Annotated in this window: 18 protein-coding genes; all 18 read right to left on the bottom strand. The window is 39.5% G+C overall.

The features are described from left to right. Positions 1-17: 17 nt before the first annotated feature. Positions 18-362 carry a hypothetical protein gene (locus EO125_RS01510; protein WP_127147335.1) on the bottom strand — a complete coding sequence of 115 codons (345 nt, stop codon included), beginning with the start codon at positions 360-362 and terminating at the stop codon, positions 18-20. A 650-nt stretch (positions 363-1,012) separates the two neighbouring features. Next, positions 1,013-1,390, bottom strand: coding sequence for a hypothetical protein (locus EO125_RS01505; protein ID WP_127147334.1), 378 nt, complete (start codon positions 1,388-1,390; stop codon positions 1,013-1,015). Further along, the gene (locus EO125_RS01500; protein WP_164726407.1) at positions 1,387-8,568 is read right to left on the bottom strand and encodes a filamentous hemagglutinin N-terminal domain-containing protein; all 7,182 of its coding nucleotides are present in this window, start codon (positions 8,566-8,568) and stop codon (positions 1,387-1,389) included. The genes EO125_RS01505 and EO125_RS01500 overlap by 4 nt, the downstream gene beginning before the upstream one ends. A gap of 130 nt (positions 8,569-8,698) precedes the next feature. Further along, entirely contained in the window at positions 8,699-9,925 is a 1,227-nt protein-coding gene (locus EO125_RS01495) for a type II secretion system protein GspD (protein ID WP_127147332.1), read from the bottom strand. A gap of 59 nt (positions 9,926-9,984) precedes the next feature. Next, positions 9,985-10,728 carry a hypothetical protein gene (locus tag EO125_RS01490; RefSeq protein ID WP_127147331.1) on the bottom strand — a complete coding sequence of 248 codons (744 nt, stop codon included), beginning with the start codon at positions 10,726-10,728 and terminating at the stop codon, positions 9,985-9,987. A 16-nt stretch (positions 10,729-10,744) separates the two neighbouring features. Beyond that, positions 10,745-11,725 carry a UDP-glucose 4-epimerase GalE gene (gene galE / locus EO125_RS01485; RefSeq protein ID WP_127147330.1) on the bottom strand — a complete coding sequence of 327 codons (981 nt, stop codon included), beginning with the start codon at positions 11,723-11,725 and terminating at the stop codon, positions 10,745-10,747. An 11-nt stretch (positions 11,726-11,736) separates the two neighbouring features. Further along, positions 11,737-13,188, bottom strand: a complete 1,452-nt coding sequence (locus EO125_RS01480; protein WP_127147329.1) for a glucose-6-phosphate isomerase — start codon at positions 13,186-13,188, stop codon at positions 11,737-11,739. A 98-nt stretch (positions 13,189-13,286) separates the two neighbouring features. Further along, positions 13,287-13,997, bottom strand: a complete 711-nt coding sequence (locus EO125_RS01475; RefSeq protein ID WP_127147328.1) for a viroplasmin family protein — start codon at positions 13,995-13,997, stop codon at positions 13,287-13,289. A gap of 2 nt (positions 13,998-13,999) precedes the next feature. After that, positions 14,000-14,488 (bottom strand): Cys-tRNA(Pro) deacylase, encoded by a 489-nt coding sequence (ybaK, locus tag EO125_RS01470; RefSeq protein WP_127147327.1) that lies wholly within the window; start codon positions 14,486-14,488, stop codon positions 14,000-14,002. Positions 14,489-14,496: 8 nt separating this feature from the next. Further along, entirely contained in the window at positions 14,497-15,495 is a 999-nt protein-coding gene (locus tag EO125_RS01465) for a nucleoid-associated protein (protein WP_127147326.1), read from the bottom strand. A 51-nt stretch (positions 15,496-15,546) separates the two neighbouring features. Further along, the gene (locus tag EO125_RS01460) at positions 15,547-16,464 is read right to left on the bottom strand and encodes an NAD-dependent epimerase/dehydratase family protein (RefSeq protein ID WP_127147325.1); all 918 of its coding nucleotides are present in this window, start codon (positions 16,462-16,464) and stop codon (positions 15,547-15,549) included. A gap of 90 nt (positions 16,465-16,554) precedes the next feature. Beyond that, positions 16,555-17,103, bottom strand: coding sequence for an NAD(P)H-dependent oxidoreductase (locus EO125_RS01455; RefSeq protein ID WP_127147324.1), 549 nt, complete (start codon positions 17,101-17,103; stop codon positions 16,555-16,557). 43 nt (positions 17,104-17,146) lie between these two features. After that, positions 17,147-18,076 (bottom strand): ComEC/Rec2 family competence protein, encoded by a 930-nt coding sequence (locus EO125_RS01450; protein WP_127147323.1) that lies wholly within the window; start codon positions 18,074-18,076, stop codon positions 17,147-17,149. 39 nt (positions 18,077-18,115) lie between these two features. After that, complete coding sequence (locus EO125_RS01445; protein ID WP_127147322.1) at positions 18,116-19,708, bottom strand: NAD(P)H-hydrate dehydratase; 1,593 nt, start codon at positions 19,706-19,708, stop codon at positions 18,116-18,118. Positions 19,709-19,719: 11 nt separating this feature from the next. Next, entirely contained in the window at positions 19,720-20,082 is a 363-nt protein-coding gene (acpS, locus tag EO125_RS01440) for a holo-ACP synthase (RefSeq protein ID WP_164726409.1), read from the bottom strand. Positions 20,083-20,086: 4 nt separating this feature from the next. Then, positions 20,087-20,734, bottom strand: a complete 648-nt coding sequence (gene rpe, locus EO125_RS01435) for a ribulose-phosphate 3-epimerase (protein WP_127147320.1) — start codon at positions 20,732-20,734, stop codon at positions 20,087-20,089. A gap of 1 nt (position 20,735) precedes the next feature. Next, on the bottom strand, positions 20,736-21,596 hold the full coding sequence (gene rsgA / locus EO125_RS01430; RefSeq protein WP_127147319.1) for a ribosome small subunit-dependent GTPase A: 861 nt from the start codon (positions 21,594-21,596) through the stop codon (positions 20,736-20,738). Positions 21,597-21,604: 8 nt separating this feature from the next. Then, positions 21,605-23,506 (bottom strand): Stk1 family PASTA domain-containing Ser/Thr kinase, encoded by a 1,902-nt coding sequence (pknB, locus tag EO125_RS01425; protein WP_127147318.1) that lies wholly within the window; start codon positions 23,504-23,506, stop codon positions 21,605-21,607. Positions 23,507-23,511: the final 5 nt, after the last annotated feature.

Below are 23,511 nucleotides of genomic sequence, written 5' to 3'. Positions count from 1 at the left end.
TCCTAGACTCCTTTACATCACAAACTATTATATCTCTCGGAACGATTTTCTAATGATTTCTCTCGTGCCTGAATTTCTAGTTTTTTCATAATTTCACGCTTACGTTCATCTAAATCTTTTTCTTCAATAATAGAAATTCTAGGATAGCTTAATTTTTTATCCATGCTTATATCATTTAGGAATTGGATTAGCTTTTCTTTTTCCTCATCTGTCATATTTTTATTTAATACCACAGTAGTATCGCCATTAAAGACGAATTCACTCATAAATCCAATTAATCCGTACGTATATTGAAAATTTCTAGTAAAATACTGTGCTTTCACATAAGGTTCTATCACTCTCGAATAGTTTCCAGATTGCATGACAGCTACATATTTTCCAGTTATCATATTTTTTTAATATTCAAGGATGGAGGGTTATATGGTGTATACATTATCTGAGCCACTAATGACATAATTCCTATATATGCAAGTATTAAAATAATCTCTACACCATATTTCTTAATATATCCAATCATATCTATAGCACTCATATTACATCTTATAATATCAACTTCCATGCCAATTCATTAGAACAAATATTGATTTCATCTATACTTTTGAAAGTTTAAATTTCCAACAACTTGCACAGGATATATATGCTTTGAATAGAAATAGAAGTATAAAAGATATATTTCAAAATATGACGCATTCTATTAGTGAGGGATGATAACAATTCCTCATGTACCCAATAGTAGTAACCTATAATGGTGTAAGTTATTATTAATAGGGAGTTCCATTTAATCCACTTCTCTGTAAATCCAAATCGAATTAATACACCAAAAGATGCAGAGAATATTAATACTCGTAAAATATGAATCCCTATATTGGTAAAAACAGTATATCTTTTGTTATTGTATTTAAACCAATATATGCATAATGGAATCAATCCAATGCAATTATAAAACAAAAATAACATATCCTCCACATCAGCTCCATAGCTTTCTAGCGTACGAAGTGTAGTTTTAATAATTTCATGCATTGGTATCCTCTTTCACTAAATGACCTAACTTTTTTCTCATCTTAACGATAAAATCATCATTTGCCTCTGCCACTATAAAGCATACCATATGAAGAGGTAAAATAAACATAGCTGTAGCCCAAATGGTTGGAATATTCATTGATCTGAACCGTTTTATAGTAAATATAAACAACATGTACTGAGAACCACCTATGATGATAGCTACTATTAAAGCAAGAATATCAACCTCTGCTCCATTTTTCTCTAAAATAAGTGCAGGAATCCCTAGTGACCATGACCATAATATTATCCAACCTAAACTTTTATTATAACCTTTTGTCGAAAGTGGTTTATATGGATTAAAATTATCTTTTATTCTCTGCATGATCATCTATTATATTCCTCCTTTAATTCGCTTACTTCATCTTCTAATAACTCTTTCCCCTTTTTTTCGCCATAAAATTTATCTTTCATTGCTGTAAAGTTAAGATTTAAAGACCCTTCGCCTCCAGCTCCTACATATGTACTTCCACCTATATCAAATATCGTATCATCAAGCCCAGTATATAATGAAGCCCCGCTTACTTTATTAAATGATCTTGATAGATTAATATTGAATGTCGTTTCATTATCTCTAATGTTACTCGCATTTGCCACATTAATAACATTTGCTCCTAAAGAAAAATTTTCAGTTGCTTCTGCACTAGCCCCTATTTTAGAAATAATTGCCAACCCTTTGCGACTTGTATCATAATCAAGATGGGATGAAGCGCCTATACCCCCTCTCACAGGTCCTATCTTTCCACTTATTCCTAGACCAACTCCTATGCCACCATTTACCGAAATAATATCTCTTTTAGGTAACTTATCTGCATATTTTTCTAAAATTCGAATCATCTCTCCTGTCAAACCGTTCTCATAATCATAACTATAATTTAAACCTAGAATACGTGCCGATTTCTCCAATTCGTAGATCATTTGCCATTCAGCTGCATCAGATAAGTATTTATTGTTATTACTAATAATAATAGCAGATTCAAGCACTTTGATAATACCATCTTTATGGTATCTTCTATTATTATCTACAAGATACCTATAAATTGCATCTTCATAATAACTTTGTTGATAATTTGACAATCCATTCCACTTAACCCCATAGTGACTGATGCTTCCACCTAGCTCTCCAGTTTCTCCAGCAAGCTTATCTGTTGCATATCCCAAGGCATATGCTAGCCATTGTGCTTTTGCTGGATCGCCATTAGATGCTTCTAATATAGCTGGTGCTAGGAGTTCAGATAGTCCACCTGCTACAGTACCTACATTTGTATTTCCATTCACCATATTAGCACTTATATTGCCTACTATGGCATGTAATGCCACTTTTTCTGATGAACCTTCCTTCCAACCTGCCATATCAGAGATATGATGAATCGCTTCATTGGCATATTTGTTAAATAATTTAGTTAGTTCTTGTCGTTCTTGTATGTCTTGTTTGTTGAAAATAGTATCCAATGCTTGAAGGCTGTGATTAATATCTCTATTAATTTGACTCACATCCATCTTAGAGTTCTCTACATCAATCGTTCCAGGTGCAATAGCAGATTTTGTCACACTGTAAGCTTCTTTTCTTTCACCAGGCATCATATTTGGTAATAGGCCTACTTGATTATGCAAGCTATTAACATACTTGAGGTGGCTTGTATAGTCCTTATCTTGATTCAACTGTTGTAAGTGTTGTATCTTAGCTGGAATGCTAAGATTTTTATCTGTGACTATAGTATTCTTTCTATCTCTCATGTGCTCCAAAGACTTCCTGTATTGTACGTCAGATAGATACGACACCCCCTTAGACCCATAGGTATACTTCGCCCTATTCTCCATATCCTTCATGACTAGATATCTTGTTTTTAATGTATTCGTATCTGTTTTACTAGCTAATAAGGCTCCTTCTAATGTGGTCGTATTGCCTACGGATATGTTGAATCCTGTACTTCCTGCATAGAGTCCAGACTGGTGAATCACAGAGGTGTATTTGCTATCTATATCTGTCCGTTGCAAGGAGCTTTGTAACGATTTGAATGCACCCTTTTTAGATAGGCTAAGTCCCATGCCACCAGATGTAGTATGGTCTGTATAATCATGTGTGTCTTGTACAGAGTGAATCTCTAGATTTCTACCCACATTTGCCTGAATAGACTCTCCTTTAAGAACACCGTCCTTGATGTGTACATCCCGTTTTGTACTCACTCCAAGGGTGTTCGTTGCTATTATCTTTGTAGGATCATGAACTATGTCTGTGCCTGCTATACTGCCTTTACTACCACTGGCATTGACAGATATATCTGAGAATCGATGTTGTAAGAGATCATAGGAAATACCAAGAGATCCTTGTTTCTGTTTCATACTCTGTGTCATCTCAGAAGTTGTTTCTTTGCCTTTCACATAGATACTGTTCGCAGAATCTAAGGTAATGTCCTTGCCTTGTACATCGCTTCCTTCTATGCGGATATCATCCTTCTTAGTGGTAACACGAATATGTCCATCGGATACAACGGTCGATGCTTTTGCTATCTTACTATCTACGTTTGTAGAAGCTTCGCTTCTTTCTGTCCCTAAGGATAGATTGAGGTGTAAACTCTTAGCTTGATCTTTTAATTTAGACTTGTCAAAGGATGTCTTAGCATCGTCATAGGTTTTGTAGGCTAATAGAGCTTGCAATCGCTCGTCTTTCACCGTGCGTGCTCGTGTCAGTGTACCCACTGCATTGGTGGTGGTATCTACTAAGCGATTCGACAAAGAGAGCGTAAGCCCCGTTTTAGAAAATCTATGTGTTTCTCCTGTATGGGATATAGTATACCCATTACGAATTGTCACACCAGACCCTTGAACCTGAATATCCCCTTTAGATGCTACATCACTAGCTTCTATTTGTGTAGATCCTGTAGCCTCTAAGTTGACAGAACCAAAGCGACTTCCAATCACGCTACCTTTGGCTACACTGCTCTTAGAATCGTAAATATCTGTTTGTTTTTGTGTACCAATGGTAAAACTAAGACCGCCATTACCAAAGATGCCAGATTTTCGTACTTCCTCACGATGGGTAGCACCAGATTCTTCCTGTGCTGATGTAATAGTCAAGTTGCCTGCACTCGTAACTGTAACATCTGCATCCCCCACTATATGGCTGGCTTTAACTAATACGTCTTGCTTACCATCTACCTTAACAGTACCACTGGAAATCGTAGAACCTACTACCGTATCTGTTCGTCTATGGTCGTAGACATCCCTTGTAGTAGACGACAAGAACCCTCTATCTTTTTGATGGATTTCAGATAGTGTTTCATGGCGCTCCGTACCATGTGCAATGGATACTCGACCTGCTTGTACATCTACAAGACCTGTTTTACTATGTATAGTGCTTGCTTTCATGGATACATTGTTATCCATACGCACCTTTACACCGGTCTCTCCTTCAATGGTAGCTCCTAGATTCTGCTCTTCTATGGTCATCTTACGATTGAAATAGTCACTACCTCTAGCACCCACTGCTACATCTGACAAAGTTTTATTCGTTACATTCGTAAGGGTTAGAGAGTTCCCTGTAAGGTCCACTGTATGTCCCATCATACGAGAGCCTTGTAACGTGATTTCTCCCCCTTGGACTTGTACCGTATGTCCTTGTACGGTATTGCCTAAGTACTTAGTAGAGTCTAAGGTCACTCCGCTACCTATATAGCGATTTTGTAAGGCACGAGCAGAGAGTTGTATATCTTTCCCTGCTAAACTTACCGTACTACCGCCCTGTATAGTAGCACCTACAGAGCGTATGGTATCCCCTTGGATATGGATACCGCCATCACTAGTGATACTAGCATTTCCATGCGCTGTATCTTGTTGCTGTCCAAATAAACGGTTAGTTGTTACTTGTGTTTCGTTACGGATGTCCTTTCCTTCTATATGAACACCTTCTTTACCATGTATACGACCCGAAGTATTTTCTAACATATCTGTGCGTATAGAAACTAGATTACCATTCATAGACCCACTGAGGTTATGAACATAATTACCTGTAATGGACAGAGAGCCCTCTGCTTGTATGCTACCCGTGTTATCTACTTTTTGGCTTGTTACATAGATCTCTTTGCCTAAGACGATACTACCATCTTTGCGCAAATCTCCTATTTGTAACATGCTGTTAGGTATCCCTGAAAGTAAAGACTGGTCATGACCTGTATATTTCGTAAGGGTATGACCACTTTGACGGAGTTCTTCTTTCGCTATTTCTTGATCTGTATATCCATTGCGTAATCGATTGTACACTCGTTCTGGGTCTGCTTGTAATCTAGCGACCATATAGTCACTAGACAAAAATTGCTTTTTATCTGTATATAAAGGGTTATCTTCTACCTTAGCTACGGCAAGGGGATCCGTCGTCATGTAGAGTTGTTTTGATGGTTCCAACACAGGGGTTACTAACTTAGAAACATCTGTAGGTGCCACTGCAGTTTCAACTTTTTTATCTCGCACTGCATAAGCTGTTCCATCTGCCTCAAGTGTTGTATTGGTAAATTCATTAGACTGGATGCTCGTAGTTCCGTGACTGCCTAATACAGCAATACGTTCACTGGATGGACTACTTTCAGCATCAAAGATGTCGTGATGTTCATAGGGAATATCCGTATGCCCATAGACCCACCTTTTACGCTTCCACCAACGTTTTTTCTGTTTATACTTCCAGTAATGTCTATCTCGGCCTATATCATCATAGTGAACTGTCCCTTGATATCCTGTGTTAGTAACAGAATCTGCCGTAATCTGTAAGCCATCCTTAGCCATAATCTGGCTGTATGTATTTTGAACATCTTGCCCCGTAATATGAATAGTAGCATCGCTCAGTATTCTAGATGTAGCCGTTTCCTCTTCTATGGTGCCTGTATGAATCGTTCTATGGTATTTTCTATCTGCCTCATAATAGTTTGGCTGGTCTAGATGCGGTATGCCCTCATACTTATCTTCTTCTGAAATAGTCCACCCTGTCTTAAACACATCCTTATGGTTTTGTATCGTAGGGGCTGATATAGTAAGATCACCTTTGACAATGATGTCTGAGGACCTATTTTCAAAGCTCTCTTTTCCCAGTACATAGGCATTGCCTTTTACATACATATCTGAGCCAAAGTAAGAACCTTTGCTGTTGATATTCCGAATGTGGCGACCTCGGACACGTAAATTACCTAGCACATGCCACAATCCACTGGTGTTCGTCACATCCTCTTTCATATCTATATCTGCATCATTTTTTGCAAAGAGAATGCCTTTCGTATTGGCAAAAGTATCCCCTTGTATCTGCAGGGTATCCTCTGCAATGATTGCACCTGTATTTGTATTTTCTAAGGCGTTCACACCTAAGCGTATCGTACCATGACTAACTACATGAGATGCATTATTTTGTAGCGCATCTCCCGTGATATGTAAACTGCCACCAGCTTCTAACACAGATGAATTGCTATTTCGGATATGATGCGCTGAGACGTGGACAGTCTGACTTGCCTTCATAATGCCCTTATCTTGTGCAAGCTCGTTTCCAGCAAATTGGAGCGTGTCTTTACTTTCTACAAACCCTACATTGTGCATAGTTTTGGCAGATATATGCATAGTCTCTGCTGCTATATTCCCTGTATTCTCTAAGGTATCAGTGTCAATACGAAGATGACGACCCCATAGTTCACTGCGACGGTTACGTAGATGGTCGCTGATGAAAGTACTATCTACCTGTTGTCCCCCATAGCCTTTGCCTACGATGTCTATATAATCTTTCCCTTGCAAAGTCATGTGAGTACCATTGATTACTCCGAATCCGTTGACGGTCATACCATTGGGGTTTACGATGACCACATCTGCTGGATTCCCTCCCACTTCTATATATCCCTTCAACGTAGATGGGTTCGTAGAAGTGACCTCATTGATGATTGTCTTAGCACCATTCCCAGCTAAGAACATATTTTTATCTATGTAACCAGCTAACTGAGTTTTTGTATATTTCGTAGCATTATTGAGAATAAGACCTCGCTCTTTCACATGAAACTGTGTATATGCATTGTGAGAAACACCGTTTCCATCAACACCGGCAATGTGTAGGATATCTATGCTATTCCTCGTAGTATCTAAAATGGGTTGACGATTCTTGGGGCTATTCGTATCTACAATAATAGGTAATTCTTCTTGTGTGTCCTCTACTACAACCTTGCTAGGTATGTGGGGAATAGGTTGTATAGTCGGTGTATGTAAAGGGTTCTCTAAAGTTGGTTTTGGAATATCTACAGGTGTTTCAGGGATAGGTGTTTGCGATTCTATATGCAGTTTATCTTTTGATATTACTTGTATATGATTTGGGTCTACGTCTACCCGTTTCCCACGTACAGTGATATCCCCTGACTGAGATCGTATACCTCCTTCATACACAATAGAGTCTGTACCCTGGATCCTTATATTCTCCGCACTGGAAATCACTCCCTGTCCACGAAGATTGGTCACATTCGTCTCAATCTGTTTTCCTTGTAGATTCCCCTCGTTGGTAAGTGTACCGCTTTGTATTGTCACTGTTTCATCACCCACTAGGGTGCCACGATTATGAAAGTCTTGGCTACGAATCACTACTTCTTTGGCACTGTGAATACTTGTAGGCTCTTGCTGTGAACCACCTTGTTCGATGGTAAGATTTCCCGCTGTATCAATATGTAGGTTCCCCGCTATAGCATCGATAGAGCCACTGATATTAACACCTACTCCAGATTCTGTACCGATTAAAGAAATGGTATTTCCATACATACCACCTAGAGCCCCTACATCTAAAGCAACCCCTGTGGGGGTACTTTCACCCAGTTCCCTAGCTGTTACAGTTCCATCTGCATAGTTCACTGTATTACGCCCTGTGACAGCACGAATCGCATCTTGTGCCACCACATCTGCATTAATACGTATCGTCTTTGCTAACAAGTCTACCTTTGAAATAGGGGTATATACATTAGAGTCACTTTGCTCCGTAGATACATTGATGGCCCCTGTTACTTCAATGTTTCCTTTCTCAATAACAAAGTTTTCTAACTGACCATCTACCATGTGTGGGACACCTGTAGTAAATGTAGCTTTTGGGGTGTTAATAAAATGAGCGCCTTTGATAGAAATCCCGTTGGGATTGGCAATGACAACATCTGCCGGATTCCCTGCTACTTCAAAAGCGCCTGCTAGTTGTGAGGAAGACGTCCCTACTACTTCATTGACAATAAGGCTCGCAGACTCTCGTAAGTTCGGGTTTGCATTTACAGGACCAATCTGAGTACTAACTGTAGGTGTAGTAGCGTTGTTAAAGACAGCCCCCGTATCTGTAGAAAAGGACTCATACCGATTATGGGATACACCATGGATGGGATTGGCAATCTGTATAACTGGGACAGATTGACTATTGTCCACCATGACCTCATGACTGACAATACCCTGTGCCGCATGGGTTCCTAATTGCAAAGACAATGTAATCCATACCGTTAAGAGTTCTTTTCTTTGTTTTTTCATATCAATACCCCTATTCTCTTTTTTTGCGATATGTAAATATATACCCAACTTTAAATATATATTTATTATATCATATTGATAAAGAATATTGAAATAGTGAATGAGCATATATAGTATTTTTCTCTCTTATTTACTGAATAACCTTAGCAGTCACTAAAATGTATAGCTCTACTTCATCTTTTGTTTTTCGGCTATGTTGAAATAGTTTACCAATCAAAGGAATATCACCCAAGATAGGCACTTTTTGCCATTGTCGCATGGTACGTCGATCCATCAATCCACCAATGACCAATGTTTCTCCATCGGGTATACGCACTCTTGTTTTTGCTTGCCGTGTGGTAATTCGGTAGGCTTTCATTTCAGGGACTAATGTAGGGTTACTCACTTCCGCTTCTACAACAGTATCGATATGATTTCCCTGTAATACATAGGGTTTGCATCGTAATCGTATACCTGCCTCTTCATAGCGAATACTGGTTCTTGTGACACCATTTTGAATGGACTCTACTGTGACCGGCACGCGTTCACCAATGAGAATGGTTGCTTCCTCCCCATTAACAGCTACAATACTAGGTCGTGCTATTAGTGCCATACGGCTACTTCCTTCTTTAGCAGATACCTCAGGATGTGCTAAAAAAGAGTACGATGTTCCTTTAGCCATATGACCAATATGAACATTTCCTTCCATGCCTGACTCAGGTTTTCCATGCATGGAACTCCCTGAACTTTGTAGCCCAGGAAATGACCACTGCACTCCTAGTTCCTTAGCATAGCCTTTTTCCATAGCCAATACTGCCACATCTAACTGAACCTGCTTCGGTGTGGTATGCCAAGATCGAAGTAATTTTTCCACTTCTAAAATTTCATGAACCGTCCCGTAATAAATCACTTCATTCGTGCTTGGTATCACTTGTATATGCTCTTTAGATACTACAGTCTGAATTAGATTACTTAATTCTTCAGGAGTTGATGTATCTGCTACGATTCGCCGCACATGTCGATGCTCTTTTTCTTCATGGCGACCTTCTACGATGAAGGTGCCGCCTTCTTCATATACTAAAAAGCCTAACTGTGAGCCCAATTTGTTAATAGCCTCTCTCCCAGAGTTTTCTTGTACCTCTAAAGTAACCTTCCCCTCTAATGTATCTAATCCTACCACTGAAAGTTTCTCCGTCCTAGCTATGGTTTGCACCAATGTCCGTAAGGGCATATCTTTAGCCATAATATGTACTGCCTCTGCTGGAATAACCCCTAACAGTATCATTATCACCGCATAGACTATTCCCCAGCGATAAATAGGTTGATGGATATGGATTGCTACGTTCCTTTTTAGATAATTTACTATTCTAATCCACATATGTATCTCCTTCCTTCATATCTCTACCTCGTACTCCACCTAATATTTCTGCACCGCTTTTATTCTATCCATCTTGCAGTTCCATTCACTCGAACTTGCACCTTTGTATCATGAATCGTATATACCTGTACCCCATCAACGATATCTCCTTCATACACAGTATGAGTGTTTCCATTAATATCTAACACAGCTACAGGTACCTCTCCTTGTATAATCCCCAATAGCTGTACTTTTATTTCCTTTGCATGTTTTGGTGCATGTCTATTATGGGCACTCCTCCCAATATTATCACGCAAAGAATTTATCGCGGACCCTTCTACAACAGTTATTTGACGCTTGTCTTTCTTTTTCATGTTGCCCATACTATTCGCATCTGCACCAACTACAGCTTTTGGACTAGTACCTGTTAATTCCTTTGTAAACGTATCTACTAAAGGATAAGGTCGCACTACATTCCGTATAGAAAAAACAAGTTTACCCTTACCGATATCTTCTTCTGCAGGAGTAGTCTGTTTTTCTTTCTGCTGTCCCCTATGTTTCTTATCACCTCTAATTGATTTATCATTAGTATTTACTGCCTCATCTTTAGACTTTACATGCGTATTCTGTCCTAATGCATCACTTTCACGCCGAGATTGAATGGGGCTTTCTAAATGTTCTACTTCTGACCATGCGGACTCTCTCCAACCTAGATAGCAAATGAGGCACAATAAAACGGTCGCCCCGAAAACGAGACGACCGTGTGTACGTATATATCTTTCTATTTGGTTGTAGAGGTCTTTCACAGATGATATTCTCATCATGCCCTCCTATATACGATTAATAACCTTTAGGATGTAGTTGATGCCAATTCCAAGCATCACGAATCACTTCTTGTACTGTACTATGTACAGGTTTCCAGCCAAGTTTAGCATGAATCTTTTCAGAAGATGCAATCAATGTGCCTGGATCGCCAGCACGACGTTCCCCGTAATCAACGCGGAAATCTACGCCTGTTACTTCTTTGGTAGCCGCTACGATTTCATTTACACTGAAACCATTGCCTGAACCTAGGTTAAATACATCGGATTCACCACCATTATAAAGATATTCCATCGCTAGAATATGAGCTGACGCTAAATCATTTACATGTACATAGTCACGTACGCATGTACCATCCGCAGTATCATAATCTGTACCAAATACAGTGATGGATTCACGCTTACCTAAGGCTGCATCAATAATAAGTGGAATTAGGTGTGTTTCAGGTGTATGATCTTCACCAATTTCACCAGATGGGGCTGCACCAGCTGCATTAAAGTAACGTAGTGCTACAAATTTAAATCCATAAATTTTGCTATAATCACGCAACATATCTTCAATCATCAATTTTGTACGACCATACACATTGGTAGGATTCCATTTCGCATCTTCCGTAATAGGTACTACTTCTGGTTCACCATAGACAGCTGCCGTAGAGGAAAATACTAATCGATTCACGCCATGTTTACGAGCTGTTTCTACTAACCGGTAAGAACCTACTACATTATTTTCATAATAGATGGATGGATTTACCATAGATTCCCCAACTTGGGAATGAGCTGCAAAGTGCATGATACCATCAATTTTATGCGTATCCAGAACCTCACCTAATGCAGGGTCTGTAATATCCATTTCATAGAATGGTACTCCTACAGGGATCGATTCCTTATGACCTCGAGATAAATTATCTACAATCACCACTTGATGACCTGCTCCTAATAAGGCACGTACTGTATGACTACCGATATAGCCTGCGCCACCTGTCACTAAAATATTCATTCTTACTTCTCCTATGCTTTTGAAAGTTTAGGTCCTAACAATTTTTTATACACTTCCACGCCTGGTTGATTGAAAGCATCCACACCTGCCAATTGTCCTTCAAAGTAGATGGCCCAGCACATAGTAAACATTAATTCTCCTAGGTGGAAGGCATTCATGGTTGGAACTTGGTAGGTCCCATTAAATCGTCCATCACTGGCTAAGGACTCTGCATTAGATGCCAAGGCAGCACGATTGATAAATCCTAAGTCAAGACCGGCTAAAGCTTCTAGTTTACTGTATTGATCATACATATGTGGCACTGTTAGATTCACACGCCAATTTTCTACATCTACAAAAGATACAACTTTATCATAGCGACCTTCTTGATGTTCCTGTGTTTGTGCATGCATGTCTGTAGTACCTACTGCCACAATTGGAGTACGACCATAATGTCCAGATGTATCATCTTTCTCTTTACCTAAGGATTCCGCTAATAACTGTACATACCATTCAGATAAGGATTTCAGACGATCTGCATAAGGCATAAATACTTCAATATGACGACCATATTGTTCAGAGCCAATATATTTTAACACAGCACTTAACAAGGCTGGGTTTTTCCAGACATCTTGCTCTTGGGCTGCTATATCTGCTGCTTTAGCGCCCTCTAAATAGGCATAAATGTCAAAGCCTAATAAGGCACCGATTACTAACCCCACTTCTGAGAATACAGAGAAACGACCACCAATGCCATCTGGTACAGCGAAGATGGAGTCTCCCCAACCTTCTGCAACGGCTAATTTATGCAATAATGTTTCTTTTTCATCATCTCTAGGATCTGTCACGACTAGCACTTCATAATCAATCATAGCTACTTCTAGAGCTTCTTTCACAATCATGAAATTTGTCATTGGTTCAATAGTAGATCCAGATTTGGAGATCAGTACTAATAGTACTTTATACTCATTCGGCACATGCGCATGGTCTTCTAAAAATTGTTGCTCTTTCCATTCCCGTTGTAATTGCTTAATTAATTCTTGGGTACGTACAGGGTCAACATTATTACCACTGAAATACATACGTGGGCGGTAATTACGCTCTTCATCACTCATGGAGTTCCAAAACTCCCCACAATGTACATCAAATAATACTTTTCCACCTAGAAAAGAACCACCAATACCAAAGCTTACTACAGTACTTACTTTCTTATTTCTTAAAGACTCTAATCTAGCCATCACTGTAGGACTATTAATATGACCTTTTACCACATACGGCAATTGTGGAAAAAGTACTAATTCAGGCTCTCCATCTTTGGATAGATGGCCTTTTACAACACCATGATGACGAGTTTCTTCCGCTGCTGCTAAGGCATCAGAAATCGCAGTGCCTAAGTTTGTTACATCTGCTTCCGTCACCCCACCAGGTAACATCATATTTGTATAATCATAAACAAAACCAGAGTCTAATTGAATCCGTTTCATAGTTTCCTCCTATGTACAGTATGATTGTAATTGTACTTTTATTGTACATCAAATCATGGAGAGATTAAAGGAATTTTATGAGAAATTTCCTACCAGTGTTATTTTAGTAGCGTTCCTTTCTTTGCTAATGCATCTGCACGGTCGTTATAGGCGATACCAGAGTGAGCTTTTACCTTATGAAAATCGATACGAAGTTGTTTGCTAGCTTCTTTCATTCGTTTCGCATAGTTAGTTGTTAATGGATTATTTGTGTTCCATCTACCTGTAGCCCACATTTCAATGCCCATATAATCATAATAGAGAGAGCATGAGGTATATCCATGGTTTAGTGCATAGTCTACTACATGAAGTGCTGCTAATAATTCCCCAGATACATTCCAATAGGCAACATGATTAGGGTCTGTACTAGAAAGAGAAAACTCTACTTCTTCCGTACCAATAAGCATAACCCCTCCAGATCCAACTACACCTTTTCGCTTATCAAAACTACCATCGATAAAGGCGCGAATTTCACAAAGATCTGACTCTATTAGTTGGCTTATGTCATCAGTCTGTGTCTTAAGGTATTCACCTACGCTCATACGTTTAGACGTACTAGCAGATGTTTTCTTTGTACCGGTTCTAGTCGGTTTAATCCTTCCGCTCTTAGGTGTATCTATGGATCCCATATAGGCTTTTGCTTCTGCTTCTGTAGGGAATGACTTATACTGCGCACCAGGAAATCCTTTTACTTGCACTTCACAGTCAGACCAAGTCACATAGATTCCTGGATTGTGCCCTACTCGAACAGCATAATATTTCTTTGCCATAGTTACCCCATTGTCAATGGCGCTATCGTGCCGCCTACTACATCTACTAATGCTTGTGGATTCACTTTGACTTGCATCCCTCTAAGACCTGCACTGACATAGACCAAAGGAATGGATGAAATGCTATCATCAAAATAGGTAGGAAATGCCTTTTTCATGCCCAATGGAGAGCAACCACCACGTAAGTATCCGGTTAATGGTAATAAATTTTTTACCGCAATCAGTTCTACCGATTTATTTCCACTCACTCGTGCGGCTTGTTTCATATCTAATTCTCCTTCTACAGGAATGCAGAATACTACATGACCTGTTACATTGCCTTTCCCCACCAATGTTTTAAACACTTGTTCTGGCGGAATATGCAACGACTCTGCTACGTGTATACCGGCACCTCGTTCTTCTGACCATTCGTAGGTGAACACTTCATAGTCAATATGGTGAGTATCTAGTATGCGTAATGCATTTGTTTTTTTATGTCCTTTTTTACTCATAAGACCCCCTATTTGTTGGTAATCTTTGAAATATTTTTTAATTCAATGCGCAAGGTACCATTTTCATTCGTTGAAATTTCTATAAACTCTCGATCATTCATGTATTCTACTGGAAATGAAAGTTCAATCCCCGTATCGGTTTTAATTTTATGTTGCTTACCTACTTTAGTCGCATAGGTCCGACTCACTGGCAATGGTTCAAGTAAATCTTCCTCTGCTAGCTCTTTCATAGCTGCTTCTCGCTGAATTGGATTGGTACTAAACACTTGTTCAATAATATGTCGTGCTTCTAATGTATCAGACACTTCTGCATTTTTAGCTAGTAATTCTTTTGTTTTAGCCATAGCTGCCACACCATCTTGCTCATGAGCTTTAGAAATTCGATCTACCACAGTGCGTACTTTTTTCACTGTATCTTTCGAAGATGGATTCGTGGTAACCTGAAAGATTCGTTCTTCCAAGAAATGCATTTTTTCTCCATCATATTCTCCTTTCGGCTCAAAAAGGCGAATGGATAAATCTGAAAGTTTTATACTTGCAAAGGCATATAGTTTTTGTGTCACTGTTGGTAAGACCACACGATGTTCTACCAATTTTGTGGCTAATGAACCATCCTCTTCTGAATATAATTGATGAGTATATCCATCATGGGCTTTACAAAGAAGAACACAAAGGTAAGCTTGCTCTCCTTGGGCTTCACAGACAATCATATCTAGTACACAAGGATCCATTGCTTGTGCCATATAGGTAAATAAAGTCTCACCTAGTTCTTTACCAAACTCTACGAGGCTTACCTCTTGATTCTCCAATTGTTTAATCTTTCGTCCCCATGGGGTTTGGTCCGAGATATAACCAGTTCTGGCTCCAGGATCTTGTAATGCTTTCATCACATGCATTTCTATATAACTCTGTATCTCTGGTTCAGTAATATCCATAGGATGGTCTGAATAGGCAGACATAGAAGACGTAAAGTCAAACACTTCTAGTACAGCTGCATTAATTTGCATAGTTCCTCCTCAATAACAAAGAGCTTTGCCTTCGACAAAGCTCTTATGCTATTATCTATTATCTTTCACATAGTGATATGTATTTTCCAATCCTTTTTGCAATGTCCATTTAGGCGAATACCCTAAACATTGTTTAGCTTTGGTAGTGCTCAATAAAGAATGTTTAATATCACCAATGCGTGGTTCTTCATAATGACGTGTTACAGTAGTACCAGCAATGTGCTCTAATGTGTCGATTAATTCATTCACAGAAATTCCAGTTTCTGTACTCACATTGATAACCCCTGTTACATCATTATCTAACCCTAATATATTAGCTTCCACTACGTCATCCACATAGACAAAGTCACGTGTTTGTTCACCATCGCCAAAAATTTTGATGGATTCACCATTCGCCACATGTTCGCAGAAAATACTAATAACGCCACCTTCACCACCATTGCCTTGACGTGGTCCATACACATTAGAATAGCGATAGCAAATATAGGGTAATCCAAAGGATTCTTGGTAAATACGCAAATAACCTTCCGTAGTTAATTTTGTCAATCCATAACAAGAACGAGGCACTCCTGCCAAGTCTTCTGTCAAAGGTAATACCTCTAAATCACCATATACCGCAGCAGAGGATGGCATAAGGAATTTTTTTACACCCACTTTAACTGAGGCTTGTAATAAATTCAATAGTCCCATTAGATTGATATCACAATCTTCTGTTGGATGTACCATGGATTCTGCTACTACTGTTTGCGCTGCCTCATGAAATACATAATCCGGTTGAAAGTCTTCAAACACGTCATATATTCTTTCATCTCGTATATCCAATTCTAAAAATTCAGCTTGTTCATTCACAAATGTCCGCAATCCACTGCTTAAATTGTCAATGACAAGTACACGATGTCCCTCTCGAATCAATCTGTCTACTAGATGTGATCCAATGAAACCGGCACCGCCTGTTACAATTATATTCATGTTCCTCATTCCTGTATCAATGACTATCTTAGCAATATAAATTATACACCCTATCTAGTATAGCACAATAGTATGTATCCTATGGCGCACTTACGCCTCTATATACTGAACTAATTGCTCACAGTGTTCTTTTGCTTGTCTATGAATCACTTGTAGCTGTGCATCTTCACCTGTATACAGCATATTGCCAGTGAAGATACCGCCTTTAAAATTCATTTTACAGAACTTACAAGTAGCTTCACAGGTTTTAAAAATTTCATCAATGGTAATGCCTTTATCACCATGCACCGCATATTCATCATTACCACAAGCAGCGGTAAGACCAACGACCATATCCTTGCCAGCTACTGCATAAGTATCTGCTCCATAGGCCCAACCATAAGCAAACACTTCTTCAAACCATCTCATAATCAGAGATGTTAAAGAGTACCAAAATAGAGGAGACTGAATCACGATTGTATCCGCCCATAACAACTTCTCACGTTCTGCTTCTACATTGATCTTATAATCTCCGTAAAGCACTTCCAAACGATCAAACTCAGCCTTAGGATATTTTTCGTTAAGCAATGCGAGAATCTCTTTGTTTGCCACAGAATTTTCTTCGTGGGTATGACCTGTTACAATTAAAATGTTTTTCATTTCTATATCTCCCCTAATTTAGATACTTATATAGTACACTCCATTATCGTTCTCGTTGGATATCGTAGTTCGTACCATCTGTACGGATCGTAATAGTTCCCATCGTATCTGTACGATAAATTTCTACTTTTTCCTGTAATAGGCGTTCCATCGCTTTTTGCCCTGGGTGTCCATAAGAATTATGTAAACCTGCAGAAATAACAGCAGCTTCTGGTCGGACAGAACGAATAAAATCTTTTTGACTGGAACCATTACTACCATGGTGTCCCACTTTTAAGACTTTACTAGACATTTTTGTATTTTGCTCTTTAATGAGACGCGCTTCTTCTTCTTTTTCCGCATCACCAGTCATGAGCATAGAAAATTTACCAAATGTCAACTTGCCTACAATAGAGTTATTATTTTGATGGACTTGACCTTTCTTATCTCCCAAGACTTCACCTTTCCAAGGAGCATAAACCTCAAAATAAGCGCCACTTCCTAGATTTAAGCGATCTCCTTTATGAAGAGTTTCATGGTGAATCTGTTTTGTGTCTATTGTCTTCAAATAGGTTCTATAGGTACCACTATCAATGTCAATCCCATTATCATAGACATGTTTAATTGGGATTGCTTTGGCAATAGCATAGAAACCGCCAATATGGTCCGCATGAGGATGTGTCAGTATCACATTGTCTAATTCTTTCACGCCATATTTTTTTAATAAGGCTACCACCTGTGGTCTATGTTCAATATCGCCTGTATCAATCATGGAAAATCTATCCCCAATTTGGATTAAAATTGCATCTCCTTGTCCGATATCTAGTACATGAACTTTCATAGTACCAGTTGGTGCTTGCGTAGATTGACTGACTTCTGTCTTTGCAACATTTGCATTCACCTGTGAAAGTTCTTTTCCACAGCCCAATAGACTGAGTAATGATACCACCAACACACCTAACAAGAGTAGATATTTATATATTGTTTTTTTCATTTTGAAGCACTTTCTAATTTCTACGTATTATCACGATGATCACAGAGGTATCATTCGCATATAACCATCTATCGTTGGTAATACACATCCAATTCGCTGTGCCACCTCTGTAGGTGTAAACCCAGGACCAAGTTCCTCTAGGGCTATATCTCCAGCTCGACTATGAGCATATATAGCAACATTAATTGCATTTGTAGGATCCTGTTCTTGATTTAATATAGAACCAATCACACCAGCCAATACATCACCCATGCCCCCAGTTCCCATATAAGGATTACCTGTCGTTGTTAAATATACTCTACCAGCTGGGTTAGCTAGAATCGTTGGCTGTCCTTTAAGCACTACATATACATTGCACTCTTCTGCAAATGCATTAGCATATCCAATAGGGTCATTGTATAGTTCTCTTATATGTATTCCTGTAAGAGCAGAAAATTCACCTAAATGCGGTGTTACTACAACGGCATACCCTTTTTTACCTAATGTATACGAGCACTGTTTTAACAATGATACATCACTAGCAATCGCCATGAGTCCGTCTGCATCAATTACCATGTGGCTATCTATAACAGATTCCATCCATTGAAGCAAATATTTCCTATCTGTACTACTTCGACCACCACCGGGTCCAATGACTACTGTACTATTCCCATCTAGTTGCTCTACAGTATTACAATCACGAATCATCATTTCCGGGCGACTCAAAGATCGCAATGCATCTAGGTTATTCGCACCAGATACAATGGTAACTTTTCCAGCTCCACTACGTAAAGCTCCTTCAGCACTTAATATGGGGGCCCCATAAATTCCAGGAGAACCACCCACAATATAGACGTGTCCATTTGTCCCTTTATGGGCAATAGGAGAGCGAGCCTCTACATACAAGGAATCTGCATTGTTCCAATAGCTTTCTGGCCAATTATGCCCCGAGTCCCACAAGGCATGATGGGGAAAAGGATATCCAATACTGCCTACGGTCATTTTCCCTACATATTGCCGCCCTGGATACATAAGCATTCCCACTTTAGGAGCTAACAATGTAATCGTTTCATCTGCTCTGAATGAGGAGACGTCGGCATTTCCTGTTAAGCCGTTCACACCACTAGGAATATCGATGGCAATACACTTTCTAGTATCACTATGAGAACGCCATTCTTTACATTGCTCAAACATAGCTCCTATCTGTCTTGGTAGTTCACCATGGAAACCTGTACCAAACACACCATCGACCACAAGGCTTACATCCCGTAATATATGGGAAGGTATTAAATTTCCATTAGACTGCATCATCTCATCAGTCACAATCACAATAGAATCTTCTAAGGTGTGGACCACCTTCCATTGTTGTTGAAACAAGGGAGAACCTTCTTCTGGATTCCCACATACTACAACATAGGGAGTCACCTCAGGCACTTCTGTTAGCAAGCGAGCTACCACTAGGGCATCACCACCATTATTGCCAATACCACAGAGAAAGAGAACTCCCTTAGGACCATCTATTTCTTGTATATGGTTGTGCAGTACTTCAAACACAGATCGTCCTGCTTGTTCCATCAAATGCGATACTGGAAGTCCTAAACTTTCAATATATTGATCTACTATGTTAACTTGCTTTGGTGTTAATAGTCGCATAGGTCTATCCTCTAATATACAATGACAGTACTCGTAGCATACTCACGACAATGGCTAATAGAAACTTGTAAGGTATCATAGCCTAAGGCTTTCATTTGTTGTCCAAAATAGCCTGTACAAGTAAGAACAGGGGCCCCCCATGCATCGTGAGTAATTTCAATATTCTGCCAAGAGCCATGACGAAATCCTGTTCCTAAAGCTTTTACACAAGCTTCTTTAGCCGCAAAGATGCCCGCAAAGGATGCTGCTGCTTGTTTATTACGTCCCCACGCATAGTTTCGTTCGTATTCTGTAAATACTCGTTGTAAAAAAGTATCTCTTTCAATAGCTTGTTCCATACGATGAATTTCTATAATATCTGTACCTACTCGAATCATCTTAGCCTCGTAATTTGGCAATCATCATCGCTCTATCTTCCGCTCCGAATACAGCAGAACCAGCTACTAATAGAGTAGCCCCAGCTTCACGAACTAATGGAGCTGTGTCCAAGTTAATACCACCATCTACTTCTACAACAGCTTGTGTATTACCTACTGAGTCCAATAGTTCTCGAGCTTGCTTTACTTTTTTTACTGCATTATGAATAAACGATTGGCCACCAAATCCTGGATTTACACTCATAATTAGAATCAAATCTAAATCTTCTGCAATATCTTCCAGTAAAGATACTGGTGTAGATGGATTTAAAGAAATGCCTGCTTTCATACCAGTTGCTTTGATGGCTTGAATCAAACGATGCGCATGTGGTACAGCTTCCCAATGAAAAGTGAAATACTCCACGCCTATCTTGGCATACTCTTCTACATAATCACCTGGATTTTCTACCATTAAATGCACATCAAAAGGTAATTTTGTATGTGGACGTAATGCTTTTACCACAGGAGCTCCAAATGTTAGGTTTGGCACAAAATGTCCATCCATCACATCAATATGTAATAGATCGGCACCACCTTCTTCGATGGTACGAATATCTTCTCGCAAATTAGAAAAATCTGCCGATAACATAGATGGGGCAATTTGAATCATTTTATCGTCTCCTTTGATCTTCAAGTTCTGATTTTATGGTCAAATAGGATTGGTATCGTTGCTCACTAATCTGCCCATTAGCTAAGGCATCTTTCACAGAACAAATCGGTTCATGACTATGGGAACAAGGAATAAACTTGCATCCCTCATCATGGTCACCAAACTCGGGGAATGTATGCACTAACTCTTCTACAGTCATCCCCGTATGTTCTAAGGCTGAAAAACCTGGTGTATCCATAATAAAGGAACTTTCATCTAAGCTGTATAAAGAGGCATGGCGCGTCGTATGACGTCCACGTTTTATCTTATCGCTAACCGCTCCTGTTTGAAAGGCAAAGTTCGGATCCACTGCATTGAGTAAACTACTTTTACCTACCCCCGAAGGGCCGGCAAAGGCACTGATGTTACCATGTAATACATGGCGTAACTCATCAATACCTTCACCAGTATACGTGGACGTACAGAGTACAGTGTAACCGATATTTTCATAGATAGATTTCAGCTTCATCGTATCTTCTGTATGCAAATCATATTTATTAATCACTAGTACTGGAGGAATATGACTATGATGAATCATCACTAATAAACGATCCAAAAGTAAAGGATGAATGTCTGGCTCTCGTGCAGCTACTACTACAATGACTTGGTCAATATTGGCAATAGCTGGTCTACGTAATGAGTTTCTTCGCTCTTCAATGGTATCAATCCAACCATCTTCTGTAATGGTTACCGTATCTCCTACTAAGAGAGAATATCGTTCTTTTTTTAATCGCCCACGCACTTTACACTCATGCACCTCACCACTTGGTGTTTGCACATAAAAGTACCCATTCATATTCTTAATTACAACACCTTGTTTCATAGTTTCTCCTATAAGGATTGCTCTTGTACTAATGCATTATTTAAGTAAATCTGAACTCGTACATTGCCGGATCCAGACACACTTTTTACAATGCGATCTCCTGGTGCATTAGTGCCATCATAAACAACACGTCCACCGTCATCATCAATGACTACTAATTTCACATGTTGCGACGCACGTCCATTCGGCACTGTTACATCCACAACGCCTTTCGTAGTACCTTGTTTCGCATTAGCGCCATCTTTTTTACCATCTTTTGGTTGGCCTACCAATGTAATACTTTCATCTCGTTTTACCGAAGACCCTGGAGCAGGGCTGACAGCGGTAACAATAGCAGAGTCTTCATTAGAACCAGAAATTTTACTAATACTTAAGCCTAAATTTCCTAAGGCTTCTTTCGCTTCTTTAATGGTCATACCCACTACATTCGGAATCTCTACCATAGTTGACTTAGTCTGATTAATCGTAATATCTACAGTAGCCCCTTTAGAAGCTTTACCTCCAGCTTGTAAGCCTTGGCTGATCACCACGCCATCATCTTTACTAGTATCACTCGTATAGGAAATCTTACCAATTGACAATCCTAAGGCTTTCAGTTTCTCCCTAGCTTGGTCAAAGCTCATACCTTGCAAGTCTGGTATCGTAATATCTCCCGCACCTTTGCTGACAACAAGATGAACCATTCGCTGTTCTTTGACAGACTCCCCTGCTTCAGGGCTTTGTGAAATGACCTGTCCTGCTGGCACATCTGAATTTGTTACTTCTGAGCTAGATACCCGTAGATGTCGTTCCTCTAACAATCTTGTAGCTACACTTAACTGTTTACCTACCACATTTGGTACGTCTACAGTAGAATTACTCCAGAAGTTGCCAAAGCTCAAGAAGGCCCATAAAAAGGCAAGTAAGAACGCAAATACGGCACCACCAATGACATATTTTTGTGGCAAGCTACCTAATTTTGCCAATATGCCTTCTTGTGGTTCTTCCTCTTCTTCCAATACCTCGGTCTCCAATGGAGGCAGCACTTGTGTGGCAAAGTCATGTTGCATTGGTCGTGCTGATGTACCACCACGATAGCCTAATGACATACGTAATGCCTGAATCATTTCAGAAATAGATCCAAATCGTTTGCCCGGCTCTTTTTCTAAAGCTATCAATACCACTTGCTCTAATTGCGGTGGAATCATAGCATTCTTAATACGTGGTGCTACTACAGGATCTTTCACATGTTGCAAAGCTACACTAACAGGCGTTTCCCCTCTAAATGGAACTTCTCCTGTTAGTAATTCATAGAGAACAACACCTAATGAATAAATATCGGTACTCACATTGATGCTCTTACCACTAGCTTGTTCTGGAGAAATATAGTGGGCTGACCCCATCACAGAATTGGTATACATCATCGTCGTAGCTGAGTTAATAGCTCTGGCAATACCAAAATCTGTTACCTTCACACGTCCAGAATCAGTAATCAATATATTGTGTGGCTTTACGTCACAGTGGACGATGCCCATCATGTGAGCATGCTCAAGTCCCTCTGCAATGGCTACTGTAATTTTTACAGCTTCTTGCACAGTCACCTGAGCGCCATGATGCTGAATATATTCTTTCAACGTACATCCAGACACATATTCCATAATGATATAATGAAAGCCCTGATCAAATCCAACATCGTACATGCTCACTACATTGGGATGATTTAGTTTCCCTGCCGCTTGTGCTTCCCGCTTAAAACGGGCCACAAAATCTTGATCACCACCAAAATTTTGATGTAGAATTTTAATAGCCACAGGTCGTCCCAATAGTGTATCTTTTCCACGATATACATCGGCCATACCACCAACGCCTATCTTCTGTTGTACCTCATAGCGATGGTCAAAGACCAATCCCACTAATGTATGTCTATCCATAAGTC

This window comes from Veillonella sp. VA139 (assembly GCF_003992005.1).
In the GTDB taxonomy this organism is placed as follows: Bacteria; Bacillota; Negativicutes; order Veillonellales; family Veillonellaceae; genus F0422.
This window is presented reverse-complemented; position numbering and strand designations above follow the sequence as displayed.

Coding starts and splice junctions, on each gene's coding strand:
- EO125_RS01480 (WP_127147329.1), bottom strand. CDS start 13,188: ATGAAACGGATTCAATTAGACTCTGGTTTTGTTTATGATTATACAAAT.
- EO125_RS01460 (WP_127147325.1), bottom strand. CDS start 16,464: ATGAATATAATTGTAACAGGCGGTGCCGGTTTCATTGGATCACATCTA.
- galE (WP_127147330.1), bottom strand. CDS start 11,725: ATGAATATTTTAGTGACAGGTGGCGCAGGCTATATCGGTAGTCATACA.
- ybaK (WP_127147327.1), bottom strand. CDS start 14,488: ATGAGTAAAAAAGGACATAAAAAAACAAATGCATTACGCATACTAGAT.
- EO125_RS01510 (WP_127147335.1), bottom strand. CDS start 362: ATGCAATCTGGAAACTATTCGAGAGTGATAGAACCTTATGTGAAAGCA.
- EO125_RS01445 (WP_127147322.1), bottom strand. CDS start 19,708: ATGCGACTATTAACACCAAAGCAAGTTAACATAGTAGATCAATATATT.
- EO125_RS01465 (WP_127147326.1), bottom strand. CDS start 15,495: ATGCAAATTAATGCAGCTGTACTAGAAGTGTTTGACTTTACGTCTTCT.
- pknB (WP_127147318.1), bottom strand. CDS start 23,506: ATGGATAGACATACATTAGTGGGATTGGTCTTTGACCATCGCTATGAG.
- rsgA (WP_127147319.1), bottom strand. CDS start 21,596: ATGAAACAAGGTGTTGTAATTAAGAATATGAATGGGTACTTTTATGTG.
- EO125_RS01495 (WP_127147332.1), bottom strand. CDS start 9,925: ATGTGGATTAGAATAGTAAATTATCTAAAAAGGAACGTAGCAATCCAT.
- EO125_RS01455 (WP_127147324.1), bottom strand. CDS start 17,103: ATGAAAAACATTTTAATTGTAACAGGTCATACCCACGAAGAAAATTCT.
- EO125_RS01475 (WP_127147328.1), bottom strand. CDS start 13,997: ATGGCAAAGAAATATTATGCTGTTCGAGTAGGGCACAATCCAGGAATC.
- EO125_RS01505 (WP_127147334.1), bottom strand. CDS start 1,390: ATGATCATGCAGAGAATAAAAGATAATTTTAATCCATATAAACCACTT.
- EO125_RS01500 (WP_164726407.1), bottom strand. CDS start 8,568: ATGAAAAAACAAAGAAAAGAACTCTTAACGGTATGGATTACATTGTCT.
- EO125_RS01450 (WP_127147323.1), bottom strand. CDS start 18,076: ATGAAAAAAACAATATATAAATATCTACTCTTGTTAGGTGTGTTGGTG.
- rpe (WP_127147320.1), bottom strand. CDS start 20,734: ATGATTCAAATTGCCCCATCTATGTTATCGGCAGATTTTTCTAATTTG.
- EO125_RS01490 (WP_127147331.1), bottom strand. CDS start 10,728: ATGATGAGAATATCATCTGTGAAAGACCTCTACAACCAAATAGAAAGA.